Origin of the sequence: Peterkaempfera bronchialis (assembly GCF_003258605.2) — a bacterium.
GTDB lineage: Bacteria > Actinomycetota > Actinomycetes > Streptomycetales > Streptomycetaceae > Peterkaempfera > Peterkaempfera bronchialis.
In genome coordinates this window covers 5,353,469-5,372,455 of the sequence record NZ_CP031264.1, presented here as the reverse complement: position 1 = coordinate 5,372,455, position 18,987 = coordinate 5,353,469, and the positions used below count along the sequence as shown (strand labels likewise).

Sequence of the window (18,987 nt, the reverse complement as noted above, 5' to 3'; positions counted from 1 at the left end):
GCCTGACCACCGCTCGTCAGGAACCGGCTGCCTCGGTGATCAGGGCCACCGCCTCGTCGAGCTTGCCGACCTCGTCCGGGCTGAGCGTCGGGTTACCGGCCCGCCGCCTCCTGGCCTCCGCGAGGTGTTCCCCGTCGATGCCGTCGAGCTGCCGCAGCAGCGAGCAGAGCACCGCTCGGGCCGCCACGGAGACGGCGGGCACGGTGACGGCGACCTGCGCCAGGATCAGCGCGGCCATCGCCGAGTCCAGGCCGGGCGGACCCTCCGCCGCGGTGGCCCAGTCGATCACCATCGGCCCCTGCGGTGTCAGCATGACGTTCTCCGGATGGAAGTCCAGGTGCAGGACCCGATGCCCGGGGTCTGCGGAGAGGCGCGGCGGGATGGCATGCAGACGCCTCAGCAGCTCCGCCAGCATCTCCCCCGCCCGCTCGGCCGTGATCACGCCATTGGCCAGGGCCTCCACCATCGTCACTCCGGACAGCCGCTGCATCACCAGCTCACCCGCGGCCACCCCCGGCCAGACAGCGGGAACCGGATACCCGCGCTCCGCCAGGTACGCCATCACCGCGACCTCACCTGTGGCGTCACCGCCGCCCCGATACCGGCGCAGCACCCGCCCGTCGTCCAGCGCGAACACATCCGCCGTCCGCCCCGCCCCCACCAGCTCCCCGATGCCCATGCCGAAGAACCTAATGCCGCGCCACGCCGCAGACAGCTGCCACCCGGGCGGAGCCTGACGGGCCGATGGGAGGAGTCTGGGGCTGTTTCGAACCACCGCTCCGGAGGAGAGCCGATGCCGTATCTGCTGTTGGCGCTGGCCATTGCCGCCGAGGTCTGCGCGAACACCTGCCTCAAGCTCACCGACGGCTTCAGCCGGCTGCTGCCCACCGTCGCCGTGGCGGCGGGCTATGTGCTGTCCTTTGTGCTGCTGGGGCGGGCGTTGAAGGACATCCCGGTCTCGGTGGCGTACGCGGTCTGGTCCGGGGTCGGCACGGCGGCGGTGGCGGCGATCGGGGCGGCGGCCTTCGGTGAGCCGCTGGGACGGCCGCAGTGGCTGGGGATCGCACTGGTGGTGCTGGGCGTGGTGGTGCTCAACGTACGGGGCTCGCACTGAGCGGAGCAGGCAGCGCCACCCGGCGGGCCGCGAGCGTGAGAGGGATCGCCACCGCCACGCCCAGCCTCGCAGCCGGACAGTGGTCAGGCGTGTGCGTCGCGGCTCAGGACCGGCGCCGTCTGCGACGGACGTGGACATCGGCAACGTGAGGGGCGCTGATGACGCTGCCCTCCTCGATGACCCGTCCGGCCAGAGTGACACCGCTGGAGATCCGGCAGTTGCGTCCGATGGCGACGCCGGGGCCCAGGCTGATGTTGTTGCCCGTCTGAACGCCGTCTCCGATCAAGGCGCCGAACTGCGAAGTCCGGCAGCGGTAGATCCCCGCTGGAGCTCGCATGACGATCTCCCTCTCGGGTCGGCTCATGTGGTCGCTCCAGATGCTGATCGCCGCAGCCATGAGACTCGCCGAGAGATGGGCTCGGGCCCCGACAATGCTCCGTCCTAGTCCGATGCGGTGTCCCAGGATCGTCCCCTCGCCAAGGAAGGTCCCCGTCACCTCGCACCCCCAGCCCACGGAAACCCCAGCACCCAGGACCGCCCCCTTGCGGACGCTGGAGAACTCCCAGACCTTTGCGTGCGCGCCGATGATCACATCGTCGCCGACGATGGAGTGAGGGTGGATATAGGCGGTGGCATGGATGCGTTCGGGAATTCGGGCTAGTGCCTCACGATGTAGCTCGTCCCAGTGGGCCAGGAAGTCGGCCAGCTCCGCCTGCTCCAGTCGGCCGTACGGAGTGAGTGCCAGAGGATCATCCTGAACCGGGTTGCTGATGTAGTCGCCAAGCAAGATCGATGTCATCGTATGGCCCTTCGAACAACGGGAAGCGGAACGGGGGTGCCGGGGGCGGCTATGCTCGCCGTCTCACCGCCGCCAGAGGAGTGGAGCCTTCTGCCGTGCCTGATGTGCGCCTGGGCGTGGCCATCCTCACCATGGGGACCAGGCCCAAGGAACTGAACGAGCTGCTGGAATCGGTGGCCGGGCAAGAGGTCCAGCCGACGCGGATCGTGGTGGTGGGCAACGGCACTCCGCTGCCTCAGTTGCCCACTGGAATCACGGTGGTGGAGCTGCCGGAGAACCTTGGCGTCTCCGGTGGGCGTAACGTCGCGCTGGAGCACTTGGCCGACTTCGGGGACGTGGACGTCGTCGTGGACCTGGATGACGACGGGCGGCTGATTGACACCGGTGTGCTCGGTCGGCTCCGGGAGCTGTACGAGAGCGACCCCCAGTTGGGCGTCGTGAGCTTTCGGATCGCGGACGAGACAGGGCATACCCAACGCCGCCACGTGCCCCGGTTGCGGTCCGGAGATCCGATGCGCGGGGGCCCGGTAACCACCTTCCTCGGTGGTGGGCACGCCCTGTCCTCGAAGATGCTGGCGGAGATCGGCGGCTGGCCAGACGCTTTCTTCTACGCCCATGAAGAGACCGACCTCGCCTGGCGGGCACTGGATGCGGGCTGGAAGATCATGTACTGCCCCGAGCTGGTGCTGCGGCATCCCCGGACCACCCCTACCCGCCATGCGGTCTACTTCCGAATGATCGCGCGCAACCGAGTGTGGCTGGCTCGCCGTCACCTCCCGGCGACACTGATCCCGGTCTATCTGGGCGTGTGGATCGTGCTCACTCTGGCCCGCACCCGGTCAACAGCTGGCCTACGGGCCTGGGTGGGCGGCTTCGCCGAGGGGTGGCGTACCCCGTGCGGGCAGCGGCGGCCGATGCGCTGGCGCACCGTGTGGCGCATGACGAGGCTGGGCCGCCCGCCGGTCGTGTGAGTCAGAGCGTTGCGGCACCCTCGCGCAGCCAGGCCGGTATCGCGTCGGGGGTTCGGTGCAGCCAGTCGGCATACCGAGCCACCCCGTCGGCAACACCAATGGTGGGCTTCCAGTCCAGGACGCGTTGCATGTGCGTCACATTCGCGTATCCGCCGCGGGGGTCACCCAGCGGCATCGGCGTCGCGCTGAGTTGGGCGTCGGGGTAGTGCTGGCGGACCAGGGCAGCCACCTCCCTGATGCTTGTCGGCACTCCGGTGCCCACGTTGATCGTCTCATTGTGTGCCCGGGGCGCTGCCAGAGCTCGCACAGTGGCCTCGGCAATGTCATCGACGTGCACCAGGTCGCGGACCTGGTGGCCGCCGCCATTGAGATGCAGGGGCAGGCCGAGCGCGGCGCGAGCGGCGAACCAAGCCACCACCCAGGAGTGGCTGCCTTCCTTGACCGTCTGCGGTTCCCCATAGACCGAGAAGTACCTCAAGACCGTATAGGAGGTGCCGACCGACCCGAGCAGCAGAGCGGTCTGCATCTCGCCCCACAGCTTGGTGTTGGCGTACACCGACAACGGGCTGGGTTTGGTGTACTCGGTGAACTGCGGTGCCATGCGGCCATACTGGAACTCCGACAGCTGGCGGATGGCGATGAAAGCCGGGTCCGGCGGCGCGGTGTCGTGCAGGTCACCGTCGCCGTAGACGCTGGCGGAGGAGACGAAGACCAGTCGGCGCACCCGCTCTGTGGCCGCCACCGCCTGCAACACCGCCTGGGTACCGGTCACGTTGGTGTGGATGGCCGCCTGCGGATCGCGGGTACAGGCGGCGACATCCGCCAGAGCCGCAGCGTGGATGACGTAGTCGCACCCGGAGACCAGCCGAGCCAGCAGTGCTGTGTCCACCACATCACCGGCGTGGAGGTCCAGATCACCGAGGCGAACCCCGAACAGGTCGGTGTAGACATGTCGGGGGTAGGCATCGAGCGCGCACAGTATCAGTGGCCGCGCACCAACACGGCGCAGCAGGGCGACGATGCGGCTGCCGATCAAGCCGCCTCCTCCGGTGACCAGAACGGTGGTACCGGCAAGATTCTCTGTCCACGAGCGGGCTGCTCCACTGGTGCCTCCTCCATCAAGGGTCGACCGGCCCCTACAAGACCGGGCCGGATACCAAGCCGGGCGCATGCACGGACCGGTGAGGCCGTACTGCCCTGGCGCCGGCCTGCTGCCCGAGGGTCATCAGGCAGCTGACGGGTCGAGTGAACCGCTCGCTCGTAGACCCGGTAACCCCTTCCTGGGGCCCCCACGGTGGGTACGCTCGCCCCAGGTGGTTCGTCAGCAGAGTGCCCGGGGGGATCCGTGCCGTACATGCCGTCACCAGCTGCTCTGCCTCGACCGTTACTCGGAGATCCGCATCTCCTCGCCGCACTGCGTGCCCGGGATTTCGGCGTGGTTTTCGCAGCGGCCAACCGTGCGGGGCTGAGCTACAACCGCATTGCCGAGGCATGCTCTATGAAGGCCGAGCGGGTCAGCCAAGTGGCCCGTGGGGCCTCGGAGGTCAAGACGCTGGACGCGATCGAGCGGATCTCCGACGGGCTGCGCATACCCGGTGTCCTGATGGGCCTTGCCGCGCGACCCTGGGAGGGTACCGACCACCCCGCCCACCCTCACGCCCAGGATGGAGTCGATCCCATGAAGCGCCGAGACCTGCTGCGGGGCGCTCTCGCCGCCGGCCTAACCAGCGCAGCACTGGCCACGCTCGACCACACCCGCCATGCCTTTGACGAGCAACTGACCGGTTCTGCTGTCGACCTCGACTATGTCGAGACCGCTGCCGAGCAGTACAGCTACGGCTACCGGGGGCAGGATCCGGCCGCCCTCCTCGGCGATCTGGTCACGGACTTCGACACCCTGCTGCCGCTGTTCGCCCAGCCCCAACCGGTTGCCGTCCGCGCCCGACTCGCCCGGGCGGCCGGACAGCTGGCCGGCATGGCCGCCGTCGTCCTCCACGACCTCGGCAGCCGCCGCGAAGCCCGCGCGTGGTTTCACACTGCGGCCAGAGCCGCTGCCGAGTCCGGAGACCGAGGGTTGTATGCCTGGGTGCTGGCACGCGAAGCCATGACGCCGCTGAACTTCGGTGCCCCGCAGGCTGCCGCCGACCTGGCCGAGCAGGCCCGGCACGCCGCAGGACGCGCACCGACCGCGTCTGCGGCCCTCGCCGCTTGCGTGGCTGGACGCGCCTACGCACTCACCGGAAACCGCAGTATGGCCCGCGACGCCCTGGCAGATGCCGACCGGCTCATGGGCTGTCTGGACGCCACCTCCAGCGCCGACACCTGGTTCGGCCACTGCGAGCAGAAGCACCATGTGCACCTGTCGCATGCCCTCACCGTCCTGGGCGAGACCAGCCTCGCCCGCGAAAGCCAGGACCGCGCCCTGCAACTGTCCGCACCGACCAGCACCATGACCCGGGCTCTTCTGCGGATCGACGCCGCCACCTGCCTGCACCACCAAGGTGACACTGAGCAAGCATGTCGAGCGACTGCTGCTGTCCTGCGGGAGCTTCCGGCTGCCTACCGGACCGGCCTGACCGTCACCAGGGCACGGAACTTGTACCGGGCCGTCGCCCCACAGCACCGCAGTGAGCCAGCCGCACGCGACCTGCTGGAGAGCCTCCCCCGCTGACCGCCTTACGGGCGTCGCACTGAGCGGAGCGGGCAGCGGCGCCCCGGCGGTCAGCCGGTGCCGGTGCCGAGCAGCGGCGCCAGCGCGGTGCGGCGCCCCCGGGCGACCAGCGGCGCCGCCCGGCGGGCCGCCAGTGTGAGGGGGATCGCCACCGCCACGCCCAGCAGGGCGCCGGCCAGCACGTCATGGGGGTAGTGCACGCCGATCCAGACCCGGGAGGCGCCCATGGCCAGCGCGGCGAGCACGGCGACGGCGCCCAGCCTGCGGTGCACCAGCAGCAGGGCCGCCGCTGCGGCGAAGGAGATCACCGTGTGGTTGCTGGGGAAGGACCAGTCGCCCGCGCCGGGGCAGGTCTCCAGGGTGAAGGCGCGGGGGATGGACCGGCACGGCCGGTCCTCCGCCACCAGGGACTTCAGCACCGAGTTGACGCTGTAGGCGAGCACCACGATCAGCGGGACGGCGAGCGCCTGCGCGGTCGCCGCCGGGCCCCGGCGGCGGCCCAGCCACCAGGCGGCGAGCATCAGCAGCGCGAAGAGGGCAAGGCCGTAGTCGGACCAGAGCAGGATGGCGTGGTCCAGCCAGTGCGGGGCACGGTGGGCGGCGTCGGTGACGTCGGTGTAGAGGCCGCCGTCGATGCGGCTGCCGTCGAAGGCCAGCAGGGCGGCGGTCATCGGGCCTCCCCCTCGGCGGCGGCGGCAGCGCGGGCACGGCGGGAGCGCAGCAGCTCGAAGCCGATCGGGAGCAGCGAGACCACCAGCACCACGGCGACCAGCGGCAGCAGATAGCGGTCGATGTCGGGCACCGAGGAGCCGAGCCCCCATCCGGCCAGCACCAGGCCCACCGTCCAGACGGCACCGCCGACGACCTGCCACAGGGTGAAGCTGCGGACGGGCACGCCGAGCGCACCGGCGAGCGGGTTGAGCACCGTACGGACCACCGGGACGAAGCGGGCCAGGACCACGGCGCGGGCGTATCCATAGCGGGCGAGCAGTTCCTCGGCCCGCTGGGCGCCCTGGTGCAGCCGCCGGTTGCGGGACCGCTCCAGCAGGGTGCGACCGCCCCGGCGGCCGATCACGTAGCCGCACTGGGCGCCGACCAGCGCGCCGGCCAGCGCGGCGGCCAGCACCTGGACGAGGTCCAGGTGGGGGCCGCTGTGGCGGCCGGGTACGCAGAGCAGTCCGGCGGTGAAGAGCAGTGAGTCGCCGGGCAGGAAGAAGCCCACCAGCAGCCCGGTCTCGGCGAACAGCACGACGGCGACGCCGAGCGCTCCGAAGGCGGAGAGCAGAGAGGAGGCGTCGAGGAGATTGACCGCCAAGGCGGCGGGCGGTGCGGACAAGGTGGGCGGACCTCCGATACTGGTCGTGGCGGCACACCGGGCCGCCACCACTGTCTACAATCTTGTAGACGATCCTTCGATCGTAGCCGTTCCCAGGAGGAAACGCCGACATGCCCGAGCTGCCCGCCCCGCGCCGCCCACCCGGCGAGCTGGAGTCCGAGGTGCTGGCCGCGCTCTGGGCCGCCGGGCGCCCGCTCACCCCGCAGGACGTCCAGCAGGCGCTCGGCGGCGGTCTCGCCCGCACCACGGTCGCCACCATCCTCGGGCGGCTGCACGAGAAGGGCACCGTGCTGCGCACCCGGACCGGCCGCGCCTACGCCTACACCCCGGCGGTGCAGGACACCGCCGGGCTCGCCGCCCGCCGGATGCGCTCCGAGCTGGACCGGGAGCCCGACCGCTCCAGCGTGCTGGCCCGCTTTGTCTCCGACCTCTCCGCAGACGACGAACGCCTGCTGCGCGACCTGCTCGGCGACACCGCCTCGGGCACCCCCGACGCCCCCGGCAGCCCCCGGCCGGAGGGCAGCGCATGAGGGTCGCCGTCTGGATTCCGCTGCTGCTGCCGCTGCTCGCCGTACCCGCCGCCCGGCGGCTGGCCGACTGGCTGCCGCCGCGCATCGCGGCCTGGGTGCTCACCGGCACCGCCGCGCTGCTGGCCGGCGGGGCCACCGCCTCGCTCGCCCTGCTCACCGCCGCCGGACTGCTCCGGCTGCCCGTCGTCGCGGCGCTCGGCCATCTGTCGCTGCCCTGGCTGGAACGCCTCTCCCCGTCCGCCGGACCGGTCGCCCTCGCGGCGGGCGCCGCACTCACCCTCGTCGCCGGGCTGCTGCTGCGGACGACCCTCCGCCACCGGCGGGACCTCACCCGGGCCCGCGCCCGGGTGGCAGCCGCCGAAGCAGGCGCTGCTGCCGGGAGCGGTCTCGCCGTGCTCCCGGACGACCGGGCCGACGCCTACGCGCTCCCCGGCCGCCCCGGCCGGGTGGTGGTCACCAGCGGAATGCTGCGGGCGCTCACCGCCGACGAGCGGTCGGCCCTACTGGCCCATGAGCGGGCCCACCTCGCCGCCCGGCACCACCTCTTCCTGGCCGCCGCCGAGTACGCCGCAGTGGCCCACCCCGCCCTGCGGCGGCTGCGCGCCCCGCTCTCGTACCACCTGGAGCGCTGGGCCGACGAGGCCGCCGCCGCCTCGGTGGGCAGCCGTACGCTCACCGCCCGCGCCGTCGGCCGGGCCGCCCTGGCCGCCGCGCAGCACCCCTCGCACCGCCCCGGCCTGGCACCGGCCGCCCACACCGGCCCGGTCCCGCGCCGGGTCGCGGCGCTGCTCTCCCCCGGCCCGCACCCCGCCCCCACCCGCCGCCGCAGCGCGGTCGCCCTGCTGCTCACCGCCTGCCTCTGCACCTCGGCCGGCGCGGCGCTGGACGCCACCCACGACCTCCATGAAACGGTCGAAACCGCCCAGACCCAGCCCCACCCCACTGACACCCCCGCCCACCGACCCGGCCCGCTGCGGTCCCCCACGGGGGCGGCGGCAACGGTTGCAGGGGGTTGCCTGTCGGGCCGTCGCGCGGTTCCCTGGTTCCGGCGGGACGTCAGGTCGACTGCGGCGTACGGGATGCGCCGGAGCCGATCTCGTTCTGCGACCGCCCAGTCACACTCACGGTTCACGCTGGTATTCTTTTGCCTCTGTCGACGCATGCGTGCGCGCGTTCCGACCCGTGGGGGAGCGGAGTCGCCGCGCGGCCCCGTCGGCCGGTACGGAGGGAGATCGGTGGTTCCCCAGGAGGACACCACTCAGGCGCGTCTGCGCGCCGGGGCAGGACGGCACCGAGGCGGACGGCCCGGGCCGGAACACACGGGGGGCTCACGCCCGGGCGGCAGTGGCGCCCGGGGGCGGCATGTGCTGCGCCGACGGCGCGGTGCTGCGCTGCGGCTGCCCGGACTCCGGGTGTCCAGCGCGGCAGTGGCCATGTCCACCGTGGTCGGGATCAGCGTGGCCACCACCTGGATCGTCAGCGTGCAGGGGTCGCTGCCGCCGTCCATCCGGATCTCCGACGTCAACGGCGCCCCGGGCGACGACGGCACCCCCGCCGGCACCCCGGGCACCACCCCGTCGGCCACCGGGGACGCCGAGACGCCTTCGGTGCTGGCCGGGCGTGGCAGCCCCCTTCAGTCGGCCGCCTCGCGGGACCGGAGCCCGGGCTGGACGGCCCCCTCCCCGTCGTCCGCCGGGACGCAGACCGCCTCGCCCCTGGGCCCCTTCGACGCCACCCGGCCGACGACGTCGCCCTCCACCCGGCAGCCGTCCTCCACGCAGCAGCCGACCGCCCAGCAGCCGGCCGCTCAGTCCCCGACCCCTCAGTACCCGGCCCCGCACTACCCGGCCACTCAGCCCGCACCCGCCCCCTCGCCCTCGGCCTCGCACAGTGTCCGGCCGGCGGGCGGCACGGCCACCACCCCCGCCGTACCGGGCGGCGGCACCGCTCCCACCCCGTCCGGCGATGCGCCCGAGCCCTCGCCGACCGTCGAGCTGGCCCCCACCGACGACTTGGCGCTGCACGGCCTGGCCTCGGCCGACACCGCCAACCCGTACTCCTCCCGCGCCTCCCTGGAGTTGACGGTCGACGAGCCGCTGACCGCCCTGGAGGTCGAGCTCAGGGTCGACCGCTCGGGCGGGGTCGCCGACGGCGGGGCGTGGACCACCATGCCCGGCGTCGCGGTCACCGTCGAGTCGGCGGGCGACGCGCTGGTGTACCGGTTCGCCCTGGAGCCCGCGCAGACGGCACTGCCGGGCCGCTACTCCTTCGCGGTGCAGTACGACCACCGGGGCGGCCCGCACAACGCGGCCGGTGACACCTGGCTGGCCTCCGCCTTCGGCGTGGACCACCCCCGGGCCGTGGCCGCGCGGGGCCGCTTCAGCTGACCCGACCCCTGTCCGAGCCGTTCCCTACACTGAACGCAGCCCAGCGCCGTGGAGAGATGGCGCACTCCACCGGGCTGCCCAACGTCGAAAGGGGCCAGCGGCCATGGCTCTGCCCACCCCCGCAGAAGCGGGCGGCTCCCAGGTCAAGTCCGCCGTACGGACGGTCGAACTGCTTGAGTACTTCGCCGGCCGCCCGGGGATGCACAGCCTCGCCGAGGTGCAGACCGCGCTCGGCTATCCCAAGAGCAGCCTCTATATGCTGCTGCGCACCCTGGTGGAGCTGGGCTGGGTGGAGACGGACGCCACCGCCACCCGGTACGGCATCGGCGTACGCGCGCTGCTGGTCGGCACCTCCTATATCGACGGCGACGAGGTGGTCGCGGCGGCCCGGCCCACCCTGGACCGGCTCGCCGACGAGACCACCGAGACCATCCACCTGGCCCGGCTGGACGGCACCGACGTGGTCTACCTCGCCACCCGCCAGTCGCAGCACTACTTGCGCCCCTTTACCCGGGTCGGCCGACGGCTGCCCGCGCACTCCACCTCGCTGGGCAAGGCGCTGCTGGCCACCCATAGCGACGACCAGGTGCGCCACCTGCTCCCGGAGCGGCTGGAGGCGCTCACCGAGCACACCCTGACCGACCGCGAGGCGCTGATCGAGGAGCTGCGGCTGATCCGGCAGCGCGGCTACGCGGTGGACCACGAGGAGAACACCCTCGGCCTGCGCTGCTTCGGCATCGCCGTCCCGTACCGCACCCCGGCGCGGGACGCGGTGAGTTGCTCGGTACCGGTGGCGCGGCTCACCCCGGGGCGCGAGCAGGAGATCCGCGACGCCCTCTTCACGGCCCGCGACCGGCTGGCGCTGGCCACCCGCCACCTCTGAGGGCCGGGCGGGCGGCGCGGGCTCAGCCGCTCAGCCGCTCAGGGGCTCAGGGGCTCAGGGGCTCAGGGGCTCAGGGGCTCAGCCGTCGGCGAGCAGGGCGCGGCCCCGGTCGATGATGGCGGCCAGTTCCGCGAGGTGCTCGGCGGGCGGCTCGGAGAGCGGCGGGCGGACCCCGCCGACGTCCAGACCGCCCAGCCGCACCCCGGCCTTGACCAGCGAGACCGCATAGCCCCGGCCACGGGCGCGCAGCTCCACCAGCGGACGGTAGAAGCCGTCCAGCAGGCGCTCCACGGTGGCGAGGTCGCCGCTGCCGATCGCCCGGTGGAAGGCGAGGGCGATGTCCGGGGCGAAGCAGAAGACCGCGGAGGAGTAGCGGGTGACCCCGAGTCCCCGGTAGGCGAGGCCGGTGAGTTCGGCGGTGGGCAGGCCGTTGAAGTACAGCAGGCGGCGGTCGGGCAGTTCGGTGCGTACGGCGCTGATGATGCGCTGCGTCAGGTCCAGGTCGCCCAGGCCGTCCTTGATGCCGATGATCCGGGGGTTGCGGGCCAGCTGCACCACGGAGGCGGGTGAGAGCACCGCGTTGTCGCGCTGGTAGACGATCAGGTCCAGCGGGGTGGCGGCGGCGAGTCCGGTGTAGTGGCGCAGCAGGCCCTGCTGGTCCGGCAGCACCAGGTAGGGCGGCAGGGCCAGCAGCCCGTCGGCGCCGGCCCGGTGGGCGCGTTCGGCGAACCGGGCGGCCAGCGCGGTCCCGTGGCCGGCTCCGGCCACCACCGGGACCCGCCCGGCGGCCTCGGCGACGGCGGCGGCCACCACGGCCTCGTACTCGTCCAGGTCGAGCGCGTGGTACTCGCCCGTGCCGCAGGCGGCGAAGACGGCGGCGGCACCGGCGTCGATGCCCTCCCGTACGTGGCGGCGGAAGAGCGCCGGGTCGAGTGCGCCGTCGCCCGGGCGGAAGGCGGTGACGGGGAAGAAGAGCAGGCCGTCGAGCCGGTCGGCGAGTGCGGTGCTGTCGGTCATGGACGATCGCTCTCCCTGAGACTGTCGACCACATTCCTGATTTGCATCTACATCCGTGAACCATGTGACGGTATGCCACCCGCCCGGCCGGGTCAAGGAGGTGTCCAAGGCGTGATCGTCGGCCCGAGAACGTATCGATCCCCTTCTTCGTTAGGGTGTCGCGGGGGCGCGCAGCAGCCGGAACCACGCCCCCCTACGCCGAGCGGCACGCCGAGCGCGGCGCACCGGACACCACGAGGAGGACGACCGTGACCACGGCCCTGACGCAGGGCGGCAACGCCCCGCTGCCCGCCCCCCGTGTGACGGTGGAGGTGACGGCGCCCAAGCAGCTGGATGTCTCGGGACTGCTGCTCGCCAAGAACGGCAAGGTCCGCTCGGACGCCGACTTCGTCTTCTTCAACGCCCCGCAGGGCCCCGGGGTGACCCACCGCCCCGCCTCGGCCGGCGCCCCCGACTCCATCACCGTGGACACCTCGGCCGTGCCCACCGACATCCACAAGGTGGTCGTCACCGCCAGCCTGGACGAGGCCGGCGCCACCTTCGCCGGCACCGAGCCCACCGCCACCGTGCGCAACGCCGACACCGGCGAGGCGCTGATCACCTTCACCCCGCCCCGGCTGACGCTGGAGACCGCCCTGGTCGTGGTGGAGGTCTACCGGCGGGCCGGCGCCTGGAAGGTACGCGCCGTCGGCCAGGGCTACGCCAACGGCCTGGCGGGCATCGCCACCGACTTCGGCGTCACCGTGGACGACCCGGGCCCGAGCGCGCCGGCAGCCCCGGCGGCACCCCAGCCCGCCACGGCACCGCCGCCCCCGCCGACCGGCCTGCCGGTCCAGGGCATCCCCGCGCCCGTTCCCGCGCCCGTTCCCGCCCCCGTCTCCGCCCCCGCCTCCGCCTCCGCCGACAGCGACTGGACCCTCACCCCGCCCGCTCCCCGGCCGCACCGCCTGCACCGCCCGCTCCCCCGGCCGCGCCGCCCGCACCGCCCGCGCCGCCGAAGGTCACCCTGGACAAGGGCCGGGTCAACCTGGTCAAGGGCGGCTCCGTCTCCCTGGAGAAGAACGGCAAGCCCTTCCTCTCCGCCGTCCGCATGGGCCTGGGCTGGGAGCCCGCCCACCGTGGCCGCAACATCGACCTCGACGCCTCCTGCATCGCCTTCGACGCCCAGCGCAAGAAGGTCGAGACGGCCTGGTTCATGAAGCTGTCCGTCTTCAACGGCGCCATCCAGCACTCCGGCGACAACCTCACCGGCAAGGGCGACGGCGACGACGAGCAGATCACCGTCCACCTCGACGGCCTGCCCCCGCAGGTCTGCGGCCTGGTCTTCACCGTCAACTCCTTCTCCGGCCAGAAGTTCTCCGAGATCGCCAAGGCCTACTGCCGCCTGGTCGACGCCACCACCGGCCAGGAACTGGCCCGCTTCGACCTCACCCACGCCGAGCCCCGCACCGGCGTCTTCATGTGCAAGCTGGTCCGGCAGTTCTCCGGCGAGTGGGTGATGACCGCCCTCGGCGAGTACGCGGACGCCAAGACCGCCCGCAAAATGGTCGAACCCGCCGCCGCCCTGCTCTGATCCCCGCGCATCCCCTCCCCCCATGACACGATCGAGTGAGGCCGCCCCGGCACCGGCCGGAGCGGCCTCACCGTTCCCGTAGTTTGACCGCGACAAGAGGAAGGGGTGCGGGGTGAGCGCCATGGCACATGAGCCGCGAACGCAGGAGGACATCCTCCTGGACAGCTTCCTGGGCCTACAGACCCCCGAGGGCTTCCGAGCCGAGCTGATCGAGGGGGAGATCGTCGTGACACCGCCACCGGACGGGGACCACGAGGACTGCATCGGACGAGTGGTCGAACAGGTCATCCTGCACTCCGCCACCCGCATGAGGTTCGCAGGAAACAAGGGACTGAAGCTGTCCAGTGGCGGCCGCTGCCCCCGGGACCACGCGATCCCCGACGCGACCTTCGCCCCGGCGGACCTCCAGGTCTTCCGCGGTGCCCCGCCCTGGATGCCCCCCGACGGCATCGCCATGGTCGTCGAGGTGACCTCCACCAGGCCCGAGCAGGACCGCATCGCCAAGCGCCACTGCTACGCCCGCGCGGGCATCCCGCTCTACCTGCTGATCGACCGCACCGAGGACCGCGTCTCGCTCTTCGGCCTCCCCGAGGACGACGACTACACCGAGGTGCACCTCGCCCCCTTCGGCAAGCCGCTCGACCTCCCCGCGCCGTTCTCCTTCGCCCTGGAGACCGCAGACTTCTGACCGTGCAGCCGCCCGCGCCGTGTCAGCCCCGGGTGGCCATGGCGCGGAGGAAGAACGCCAGGTTGGCCGGGCGCTCCGCCAGGCGGCGCATGAAGTAGCCGTACCACTCCTGGCCGTAGGGGAGGTAGACGCGCATGGTGGCACCGGACCGGGCCAGCCGCAGCTGCTCCTCGGGGCGGATGCCGTAGAGCATCTGGTATTCGAAGGAGTCGGCCTTGCGGCCGTTCCGCTCGGCCAGCTCCCCGGCGATCTTCACCATGCGGGGGTCGTGGGAGGCCACCATCGGGTAGCCCTCCCCGGCCATCAGCACCTTGAGGCAGCGGACATAGGCGCGGTCGACCTCGTCCTTCTTCTGGAAGGCGACCGAGGCGGGCTCCTGGTAGGCGCCCTTGCAGAGCCGCACCCGGGAGCCGGGGCCGGAGAAGTCGCGGCAGTCGGCCTCGGTACGCCGCAGGTACGCCTGGAGGACGACACCCAGCCAGGGGAAGTCGGCGCGCAGTTGGCGGGCGATGCCCAGGGTGGAGTCGGTGGTGGTGTGGTCCTCCATGTCGAGGGTGACCGTGGTGCCCGCGTCGGCGGCGGCCGTGCAGATCCGGCGGGCGTTCTCCAGGGCGACCTGCTCGCCGTCCTGCGGCAGGAACTGGCCGACGGCGGAGAGCTTCACGGAGACCTCGGCGTGCTGGGCCAGGCCGGTCTCCTTCAGCGCCTCCAGCAGCTTCTCGTACGCGGCGGCGGTGGCGGCGGCCTGTGCCGCGTCGCGGGTGTCCTCGCCCAGGTGGTCGAGGGTGGCGCGGCGGCCGGTGGCGGTCAGCTCGTCGCAGGCGGCCAGGGCGGCGTCCAGGGGCTCACCGGCCACAAAGCGCTCCACGATGGCGCGGGTCGGCGGCAGCTTCTCCACCAGGGTGCGCATCTGCGGGGAGCGGGAGGCGGCGAGGATCGCGGAACGGAGCACGGGGTCACTCCAGGTGTCACGGGCCGCGCCGGAGGGGCCGGGAGGCGGCGTCAGGGAGGGGTGGTGAGAGATGGGCGGACGCGCCGTCGAGGGGGGCGCGGCGCGTCCGCCGGGCGCGTCCTGCGGGGCCGGCCGGGGGGAGGCCGGCGGCGCTGGACGCGCCGGGTGTGCCGCGCGGGGGGTGGCGCGGCACGCTCGGTGGTCGGACCGGACAGGGTCCGACGGGGTGACCCATACGGCCCCTGCCCGGGCCCGCCGGACTCAAACCAGGAGGCCCGGCAGGCTGCTGACGGATTGTCAGCCCATGTGGGGGTAGCGGTAGTCGGTCGGCGGGACGAAGGTCTCCTTGATGGAGCGGGTGGAGGTCCAGCGGAGCAGGTTCTGCGCTGCGCCGGCCTTGTCGTTGGTGCCGGAGGCGCGGCCGCCGCCGAAGGGCTGCTGGCCGACGACGGCGCCGGTGGGCTTGTCGTTGATGTAGAAGTTGCCCGCGGCGAACCGCAGCCGCTCCATGGTGTGGGCGACGGCGGCGCGGTCCTGGGCGATCACGGCGCCGGTCAGCGCGTACGGGGAGGCGGACTCCATCTGGTCCAGCATCTCCTCGTAGCGCTCGTCCTCGTAGACGTGCACGGCCAGGATCGGGCCGAAGTACTCCTCGCGGAAGTACTCGGCGCCCGGGTCGGTGCCCACCAGCACCGTCGGCCGCACAAAGTACCCGACGCTGTCGTCGCAGGTGCCGCCCGCCAGGACCTCCACGGTCGGGTCGGCGTGGGCGCGGTCGAGGGCGGCCTTGTTCCGGGCGAAGGAGCGGGCGTCGATGACCGCGCCCATGAAGTGCGACAGGTCGGTCACATCGCCCATCGTCAGCCCCTCCACCTCCTGCCGCAGCTCCTCCCTGATCCGCTCCCACAGCGAGGCGGGCACATAGGCGCGGGAGGCGGCCGAGCACTTCTGGCCCTGGAACTCGAACGCACCCCGGACCATCGCCGTCCTCAGCACCGCCGGATCGGCCGAAGGATGCGCCACGATGAAGTCCTTGCCCCCGGTCTCCCCCACCAGCCGCGGATAGGACCGGTACCCGGCGATGTTCTCCCCCACCGTCCGCCACAGGTGCTGGAAGGTCGCCGTGGACCCGGTGAAGTGGATCCCGGCCAGCTCCGGATGGGCCAAGGCCACCTCGGAGACCGCCAGACCGTCACCCGTCACCATATTGACCACACCCGCCGGCAGCCCCGCCTCCTCCAGCAGCCCCATCAGCAGATGCGCAGCCAACTGCTGCGTCGGCGACGGCTTCCAGACCACCACATTGCCCATCAGCGCCGGAGCGGTCGGCAGGTTCCCCGCGATCGCCGTGAAGTTGAACGGCGTGACCGCATAGACGAAACCCTCCAGCGGCCGATGGTCACTGCGGTTCCACACCCCCGGCGAGGACACCGGCTGCTCCGCCATCACCTGCCGCGCGAAGTGCACATTGAAACGCCAGAAGTCCACCAGCTCGCACGGACTGTCGATCTCCGCCTGCTGCGCGGTCTTGGACTGCCCCAGCATCGTCGCCGCCGCGATCGTCTCCCGCCACGGACCGGCCAGCAGGTCCGCCGCCCGCAGGAAGACCGCCGCCCGGTCGTCGAACGACAGCGCCCGCCACGCCGGAGCCGCCGCCAGCGCCGCATCCACCGCAGCCCGCGCATCCTCCCGGGTCGCATTGCGCATCGTGCCCAGCCGCGCCGCATGCCGATGCGGCTGCACCACCTCGATCGGCTCACCGCCGCCCAGCCGCCGCTGCCCGCCGATGGCCATGGTCAGCTCGACCGGCTCCGCCGCGAGCCGCTTCAGCTCCGCCTCCAACCGGGCCCGCTCCGGACTGCCGGGGGCGTAGCTGTGGACCGGCTCGTTCACCGGTGCGGGGACCTGGGTCACAGCGTCCATGCGCACGCTCTCCTTAGATTCGCCTCTGGCCGCGGTTCTCGCGTCACCGCCCACGGTAGGAGCCGGTATCCGTTCCACCGTTGTCACCACGGCTAACATCGGTGGTCGGGAGTTGTCCGCCCGTACGAACCCACGAGAGCGGAGAGAGCGGTGGCCGAGCAGCCGCAGGTCCCCGATCCGGCGCCGCTGCCGCAGGCGCCGGAGGAGGGCATCAGCCTGCGCCAGCTGCTGATGGCCCTCGGCGAGCCGCTGGTCGAGCTCCAGGCCGCGCCCGCCGGGCTGGACGTCGAGGTGCGGGACGTGGCGATCCTCGACCCGGAGGACCCCGCGCAGGCGCTCCCCGGCGAACTGGTGCTGGCGATCGGCGCGCGCGGCCGGGCGGCGCTGCCCGCGCTGCGGGCGGCGGGCGCGGCCGGGGCGGCGGCGGTCGCGGTGAAGCTGGACGCCCCGGGCAGGCGGCGATGCTCAGCGAGGCGGCGGCGGAGGCCGGGGTGGCGCTGCTGTCGGTCCGCCGGGAGGCCCGCTGGGAGCATCTGGACGCGCTGGCCAGGGCGGTCCTGGGCAGCGGTCGCCCGGAGTCGGGCGCGGGCGGCGGGGAGGCCAGCGGCGACCTCTTCTCGCTGGCGCAGACCACGGCGGTGCTGACCGGCGGCATCGTCTCGATCGAGGACACCTCCAGCCGGGTGCTGGCCTACTCCCGCTCCTCCGACGAGGTGGATGACCTGCGGCGGCTCTCCATCCTGGGCTGGCAGGGACCGGAGCCGTACCTGTCCAAGCTGCGCGAGTGGGGCGTCTTCCAGCATCTGCGCACCTCCGGCTCGGTGATCGCCATCGACGACCACCCTGAGCTGGGCATCCGCCGCCGGCTGGCGGTGGGCATCCGGGCCGGTACGCAGCCGCTGGGCACCATCTGGGTGCAGGAGGGTTCGCAGCCGCTGGCCCCGCGCTCCGAGCAGGTGCTGCTGGGGGCGGCCCGGGTGGCGGCGCTGCACCTGGTACGGCGGCGCCGCGAGATCTCCGCCGACGTGCGGCTCACCCAGTCGCTGCTGGCCGGGCTGCTGGACGGCTCCACCGGCCCGCAGTCGGTCGCCACCCACCTGGGGCTGGACGCCCGCCGCCCCGCCCTGGTGGTCGGCTTCGCCCTGCGTACGGCGCCCCCCGGCGCCCCGGCACCCGGCACCGACGCCTCCCCGGTGGAGTTCACCCGGGCCGAACTCACCGCCCTGATCTCGGTGCACATCGCCGCCCGGCACCACAACGCGCTGGTCTCCCCCGCCGAGTCCCGGGTGTACGCACTGCTGCCGGAGCTGCCGGCCGGGCTCGCCCCGGCGACCGTACACGGCTGGGTGCAGGAGATCGCCGACGCGGCCCGCAACCACCTGGGCGTACGGCTCCAGGCGGCGGTCGGCCCGGTGGTACCGGTCCTGGCCGGGGCGCCCCGCTCACGGCAGCAGGCCGACCGGGTGCTGGAGGCCATGGACCGGGGCGTGGTCGCCGCCGAGGTGGCCTCGCTGGACGAGGTGCAGGCCGAGGTGCTGGTGGGCGAGGTGCTGGCCCTACTGGCGGACCGGCCGGGAATGCGCGACCCCCGGCTGTCCGCCCTCACCGAGCGGGACACCCGGCAGGGCACCGGCCTGGCCGCTTCGCTGCTGGCCTACCTCGACGCCTTCGGCGACGTCCGAGCCGCCGCCCAGCGCCTGCACATCCACCCCAACACCCTGCGCTACCGCGTCCGCCGCGCCGAAGAACTGACCGGCCTGGACCTGGCCCACCCCGAGCAACGGCTACTCGCCATGCTCCAACTCCGCCTCGACGGCACACCACCGCCCTGACGGTGCGCAGGTACCGGAACCCGTTCCAGAAGGTGATGTCGTGCATTGTGCGCGCGGCCGAAGCGCTCAAGCAGGAAGGGAAGCCATGCACACCATTGAAGACTCCTCTGTCCTCGCCGTGGAGTGGAAGAAGTCGTCGCGCTCCGGACCGGACAACAACTGCGTCGAGGTGGCTTCCGCCGGGCACGGTGGGGTCTACCTCCGGGACAGCAAGAATCCCACCGGCCCCGCCCACCTGTTCGCCGCAGACGGATGGAAGGCCTTCCTCACGGCCGTCAAGCGCGGGGAGTTCGAAACCCTCTGAACAATGA

18 protein-coding genes and 1 pseudogene are annotated in these 18,987 nt (G+C 72.6%); 11 read left to right on the top strand and 8 right to left on the bottom strand.

The genetic code is table 11. The annotated features are described in order from the left end of the window. Positions 1-16 precede the first annotated feature (16 nt). Entirely contained in the window at positions 17-679 is a 663-nt protein-coding gene (locus C7M71_RS23755; RefSeq protein WP_111492490.1) for a phosphotransferase, read from the bottom strand. A gap of 114 nt (positions 680-793) precedes the next feature. Here C7M71_RS23755 and C7M71_RS23750 point away from each other — a divergent pair, with 114 nt between their 5' ends. Next, on the top strand, positions 794-1,114 hold the full coding sequence (locus C7M71_RS23750; RefSeq protein WP_111492491.1) for a DMT family transporter: 321 nt from the start codon (positions 794-796) through the stop codon (positions 1,112-1,114). A 103-nt stretch (positions 1,115-1,217) separates the two neighbouring features. Here the strand turns inward: C7M71_RS23750 and C7M71_RS23745 are convergent, their stop codons facing one another. Next, positions 1,218-1,913, bottom strand: coding sequence for an LbetaH domain-containing protein (locus C7M71_RS23745; RefSeq protein WP_111492492.1), 696 nt, complete (start codon positions 1,911-1,913; stop codon positions 1,218-1,220). Between the two features lie 131 nt (positions 1,914-2,044). On the opposite strand from C7M71_RS23745, the gene C7M71_RS23740 reads away from it, so the two are divergent. Beyond that, the gene (locus tag C7M71_RS23740; RefSeq protein ID WP_407675998.1) at positions 2,045-2,884 is read left to right on the top strand and encodes a glycosyltransferase family 2 protein; all 840 of its coding nucleotides are present in this window, start codon (positions 2,045-2,047) and stop codon (positions 2,882-2,884) included. Position 2,885: 1 nt separating this feature from the next. On the opposite strand, the gene C7M71_RS23735 is transcribed toward C7M71_RS23740, so the two are convergent. After that, positions 2,886-3,941: an NAD-dependent epimerase/dehydratase family protein gene (locus C7M71_RS23735; protein WP_265737703.1), complete on the bottom strand. Its 1,056-nt coding sequence runs from the start codon at positions 3,939-3,941 to the stop codon at positions 2,886-2,888. Between the two features lie 297 nt (positions 3,942-4,238). Here C7M71_RS23735 and C7M71_RS23730 point away from each other — a divergent pair, with 297 nt between their 5' ends. Further along, on the top strand, positions 4,239-5,555 hold the full coding sequence (locus C7M71_RS23730) for a hypothetical protein (protein WP_111492495.1): 1,317 nt from the start codon (positions 4,239-4,241) through the stop codon (positions 5,553-5,555). A 50-nt stretch (positions 5,556-5,605) separates the two neighbouring features. Here the strand turns inward: C7M71_RS23730 and C7M71_RS23725 are convergent, their stop codons facing one another. Together C7M71_RS23725 and C7M71_RS23720 are read right to left on the bottom strand one after the other, a co-directional pair. Further along, the gene (locus tag C7M71_RS23725; RefSeq protein ID WP_114914525.1) at positions 5,606-6,226 is read right to left on the bottom strand and encodes a phosphatase PAP2 family protein; all 621 of its coding nucleotides are present in this window, start codon (positions 6,224-6,226) and stop codon (positions 5,606-5,608) included. After that, the gene (locus C7M71_RS23720) at positions 6,223-6,891 is read right to left on the bottom strand and encodes a DedA family protein (protein WP_229758875.1); all 669 of its coding nucleotides are present in this window, start codon (positions 6,889-6,891) and stop codon (positions 6,223-6,225) included. Before C7M71_RS23720 ends, C7M71_RS23725 begins: the two co-directional genes overlap by 4 nt. A gap of 110 nt (positions 6,892-7,001) precedes the next feature. On the opposite strand from C7M71_RS23720, the gene C7M71_RS23715 reads away from it, so the two are divergent. From C7M71_RS23715 to C7M71_RS23705, 3 genes are all read left to right on the top strand, one after another. Then, positions 7,002-7,421, top strand: coding sequence for a BlaI/MecI/CopY family transcriptional regulator (locus C7M71_RS23715; protein WP_111495415.1), 420 nt, complete (start codon positions 7,002-7,004; stop codon positions 7,419-7,421). Next, complete coding sequence (locus C7M71_RS32745; protein ID WP_265737674.1) at positions 7,418-9,808, top strand: M56 family metallopeptidase; 2,391 nt, start codon at positions 7,418-7,420, stop codon at positions 9,806-9,808. The genes C7M71_RS23715 and C7M71_RS32745 overlap by 4 nt, the downstream gene beginning before the upstream one ends. A 103-nt stretch (positions 9,809-9,911) precedes the next feature. Further along, positions 9,912-10,691: an IclR family transcriptional regulator gene (locus tag C7M71_RS23705; protein WP_111494908.1), complete on the top strand. Its 780-nt coding sequence runs from the start codon at positions 9,912-9,914 to the stop codon at positions 10,689-10,691. A gap of 78 nt (positions 10,692-10,769) precedes the next feature. On the opposite strand, the gene C7M71_RS23700 is transcribed toward C7M71_RS23705, so the two are convergent. After that, complete coding sequence (locus C7M71_RS23700) at positions 10,770-11,708, bottom strand: 5-dehydro-4-deoxyglucarate dehydratase (protein ID WP_111494910.1); 939 nt, start codon at positions 11,706-11,708, stop codon at positions 10,770-10,772. A gap of 260 nt (positions 11,709-11,968) precedes the next feature. Between C7M71_RS23700 and C7M71_RS23695 the strand changes: the two are divergent. Both C7M71_RS23695 and C7M71_RS23685 read left to right on the top strand, forming a co-directional pair. Beyond that, positions 11,969-13,281: pseudogene (locus tag C7M71_RS23695) on the top strand (TerD family protein). 121 nt (positions 13,282-13,402) lie between these two features. Next, positions 13,403-13,969, top strand: a complete 567-nt coding sequence (locus tag C7M71_RS23685; RefSeq protein ID WP_111492298.1) for a Uma2 family endonuclease — start codon at positions 13,403-13,405, stop codon at positions 13,967-13,969. A gap of 22 nt (positions 13,970-13,991) precedes the next feature. Here C7M71_RS23685 and C7M71_RS23680 read toward each other — a convergent pair whose 3' ends face one another. Together C7M71_RS23680 and pruA are read right to left on the bottom strand one after the other, a co-directional pair. Next, positions 13,992-14,921, bottom strand: a complete 930-nt coding sequence (locus C7M71_RS23680) for a proline dehydrogenase family protein (RefSeq protein WP_111492288.1) — start codon at positions 14,919-14,921, stop codon at positions 13,992-13,994. Positions 14,922-15,218: 297 nt separating this feature from the next. Continuing rightward, positions 15,219-16,844, bottom strand: coding sequence for an L-glutamate gamma-semialdehyde dehydrogenase (gene pruA, locus C7M71_RS23675; protein ID WP_111492289.1), 1,626 nt, complete (start codon positions 16,842-16,844; stop codon positions 15,219-15,221). Between the two features lie 150 nt (positions 16,845-16,994). Here pruA and C7M71_RS32125 point away from each other — a divergent pair, with 150 nt between their 5' ends. The 3 genes from C7M71_RS32125 to C7M71_RS23665 all read left to right on the top strand — a co-directional run bounded on the left by C7M71_RS32125 (position 16,995) and on the right by C7M71_RS23665 (position 18,980). After that, positions 16,995-17,489: a hypothetical protein gene (locus C7M71_RS32125; RefSeq protein ID WP_229758874.1), complete on the top strand. Its 495-nt coding sequence runs from the start codon at positions 16,995-16,997 to the stop codon at positions 17,487-17,489. Next, positions 17,483-18,676, top strand: coding sequence for a PucR family transcriptional regulator (locus tag C7M71_RS23670; protein WP_229759219.1), 1,194 nt, complete (start codon positions 17,483-17,485; stop codon positions 18,674-18,676). Before C7M71_RS32125 ends, C7M71_RS23670 begins: the two co-directional genes overlap by 7 nt. 85 nt (positions 18,677-18,761) lie before the next feature. Then, positions 18,762-18,980, top strand: a complete 219-nt coding sequence (locus C7M71_RS23665; protein WP_111490641.1) for a DUF397 domain-containing protein — start codon at positions 18,762-18,764, stop codon at positions 18,978-18,980. Positions 18,981-18,987: the final 7 nt, after the last annotated feature.

Bases quoted from the DNA above. Each gene is read 5' to 3' on its own strand.
- C7M71_RS23755 (WP_111492490.1), bottom strand. From the start codon at position 679: ATGGGCATCGGGGAGCTGGTGGGGGCGGGGCGGACGGCGGATGTGTTC.
- C7M71_RS23750 (WP_111492491.1), top strand. From the start codon at position 794: ATGCCGTATCTGCTGTTGGCGCTGGCCATTGCCGCCGAGGTCTGCGCG.
- C7M71_RS23745 (WP_111492492.1), bottom strand. From the start codon at position 1,913: ATGACATCGATCTTGCTTGGCGACTACATCAGCAACCCGGTTCAGGAT.
- C7M71_RS23740 (WP_407675998.1), top strand. From the start codon at position 2,045: ATGGGGACCAGGCCCAAGGAACTGAACGAGCTGCTGGAATCGGTGGCC.
- C7M71_RS23730 (WP_111492495.1), top strand. From the start codon at position 4,239: ATGCCGTCACCAGCTGCTCTGCCTCGACCGTTACTCGGAGATCCGCAT.
- C7M71_RS23725 (WP_114914525.1), bottom strand. From the start codon at position 6,226: ATGACCGCCGCCCTGCTGGCCTTCGACGGCAGCCGCATCGACGGCGGC.
- C7M71_RS23715 (WP_111495415.1), top strand. From the start codon at position 7,002: ATGCCCGAGCTGCCCGCCCCGCGCCGCCCACCCGGCGAGCTGGAGTCC.
- C7M71_RS32745 (WP_265737674.1), top strand. From the start codon at position 7,418: ATGAGGGTCGCCGTCTGGATTCCGCTGCTGCTGCCGCTGCTCGCCGTA.
- C7M71_RS23705 (WP_111494908.1), top strand. From the start codon at position 9,912: ATGGCTCTGCCCACCCCCGCAGAAGCGGGCGGCTCCCAGGTCAAGTCC.
- C7M71_RS23700 (WP_111494910.1), bottom strand. From the start codon at position 11,708: ATGACCGACAGCACCGCACTCGCCGACCGGCTCGACGGCCTGCTCTTC.
- C7M71_RS23685 (WP_111492298.1), top strand. From the start codon at position 13,403: ATGGCACATGAGCCGCGAACGCAGGAGGACATCCTCCTGGACAGCTTC.
- pruA (WP_111492289.1), bottom strand. From the start codon at position 16,844: ATGGACGCTGTGACCCAGGTCCCCGCACCGGTGAACGAGCCGGTCCAC.
- C7M71_RS23665 (WP_111490641.1), top strand. From the start codon at position 18,762: ATGCACACCATTGAAGACTCCTCTGTCCTCGCCGTGGAGTGGAAGAAG.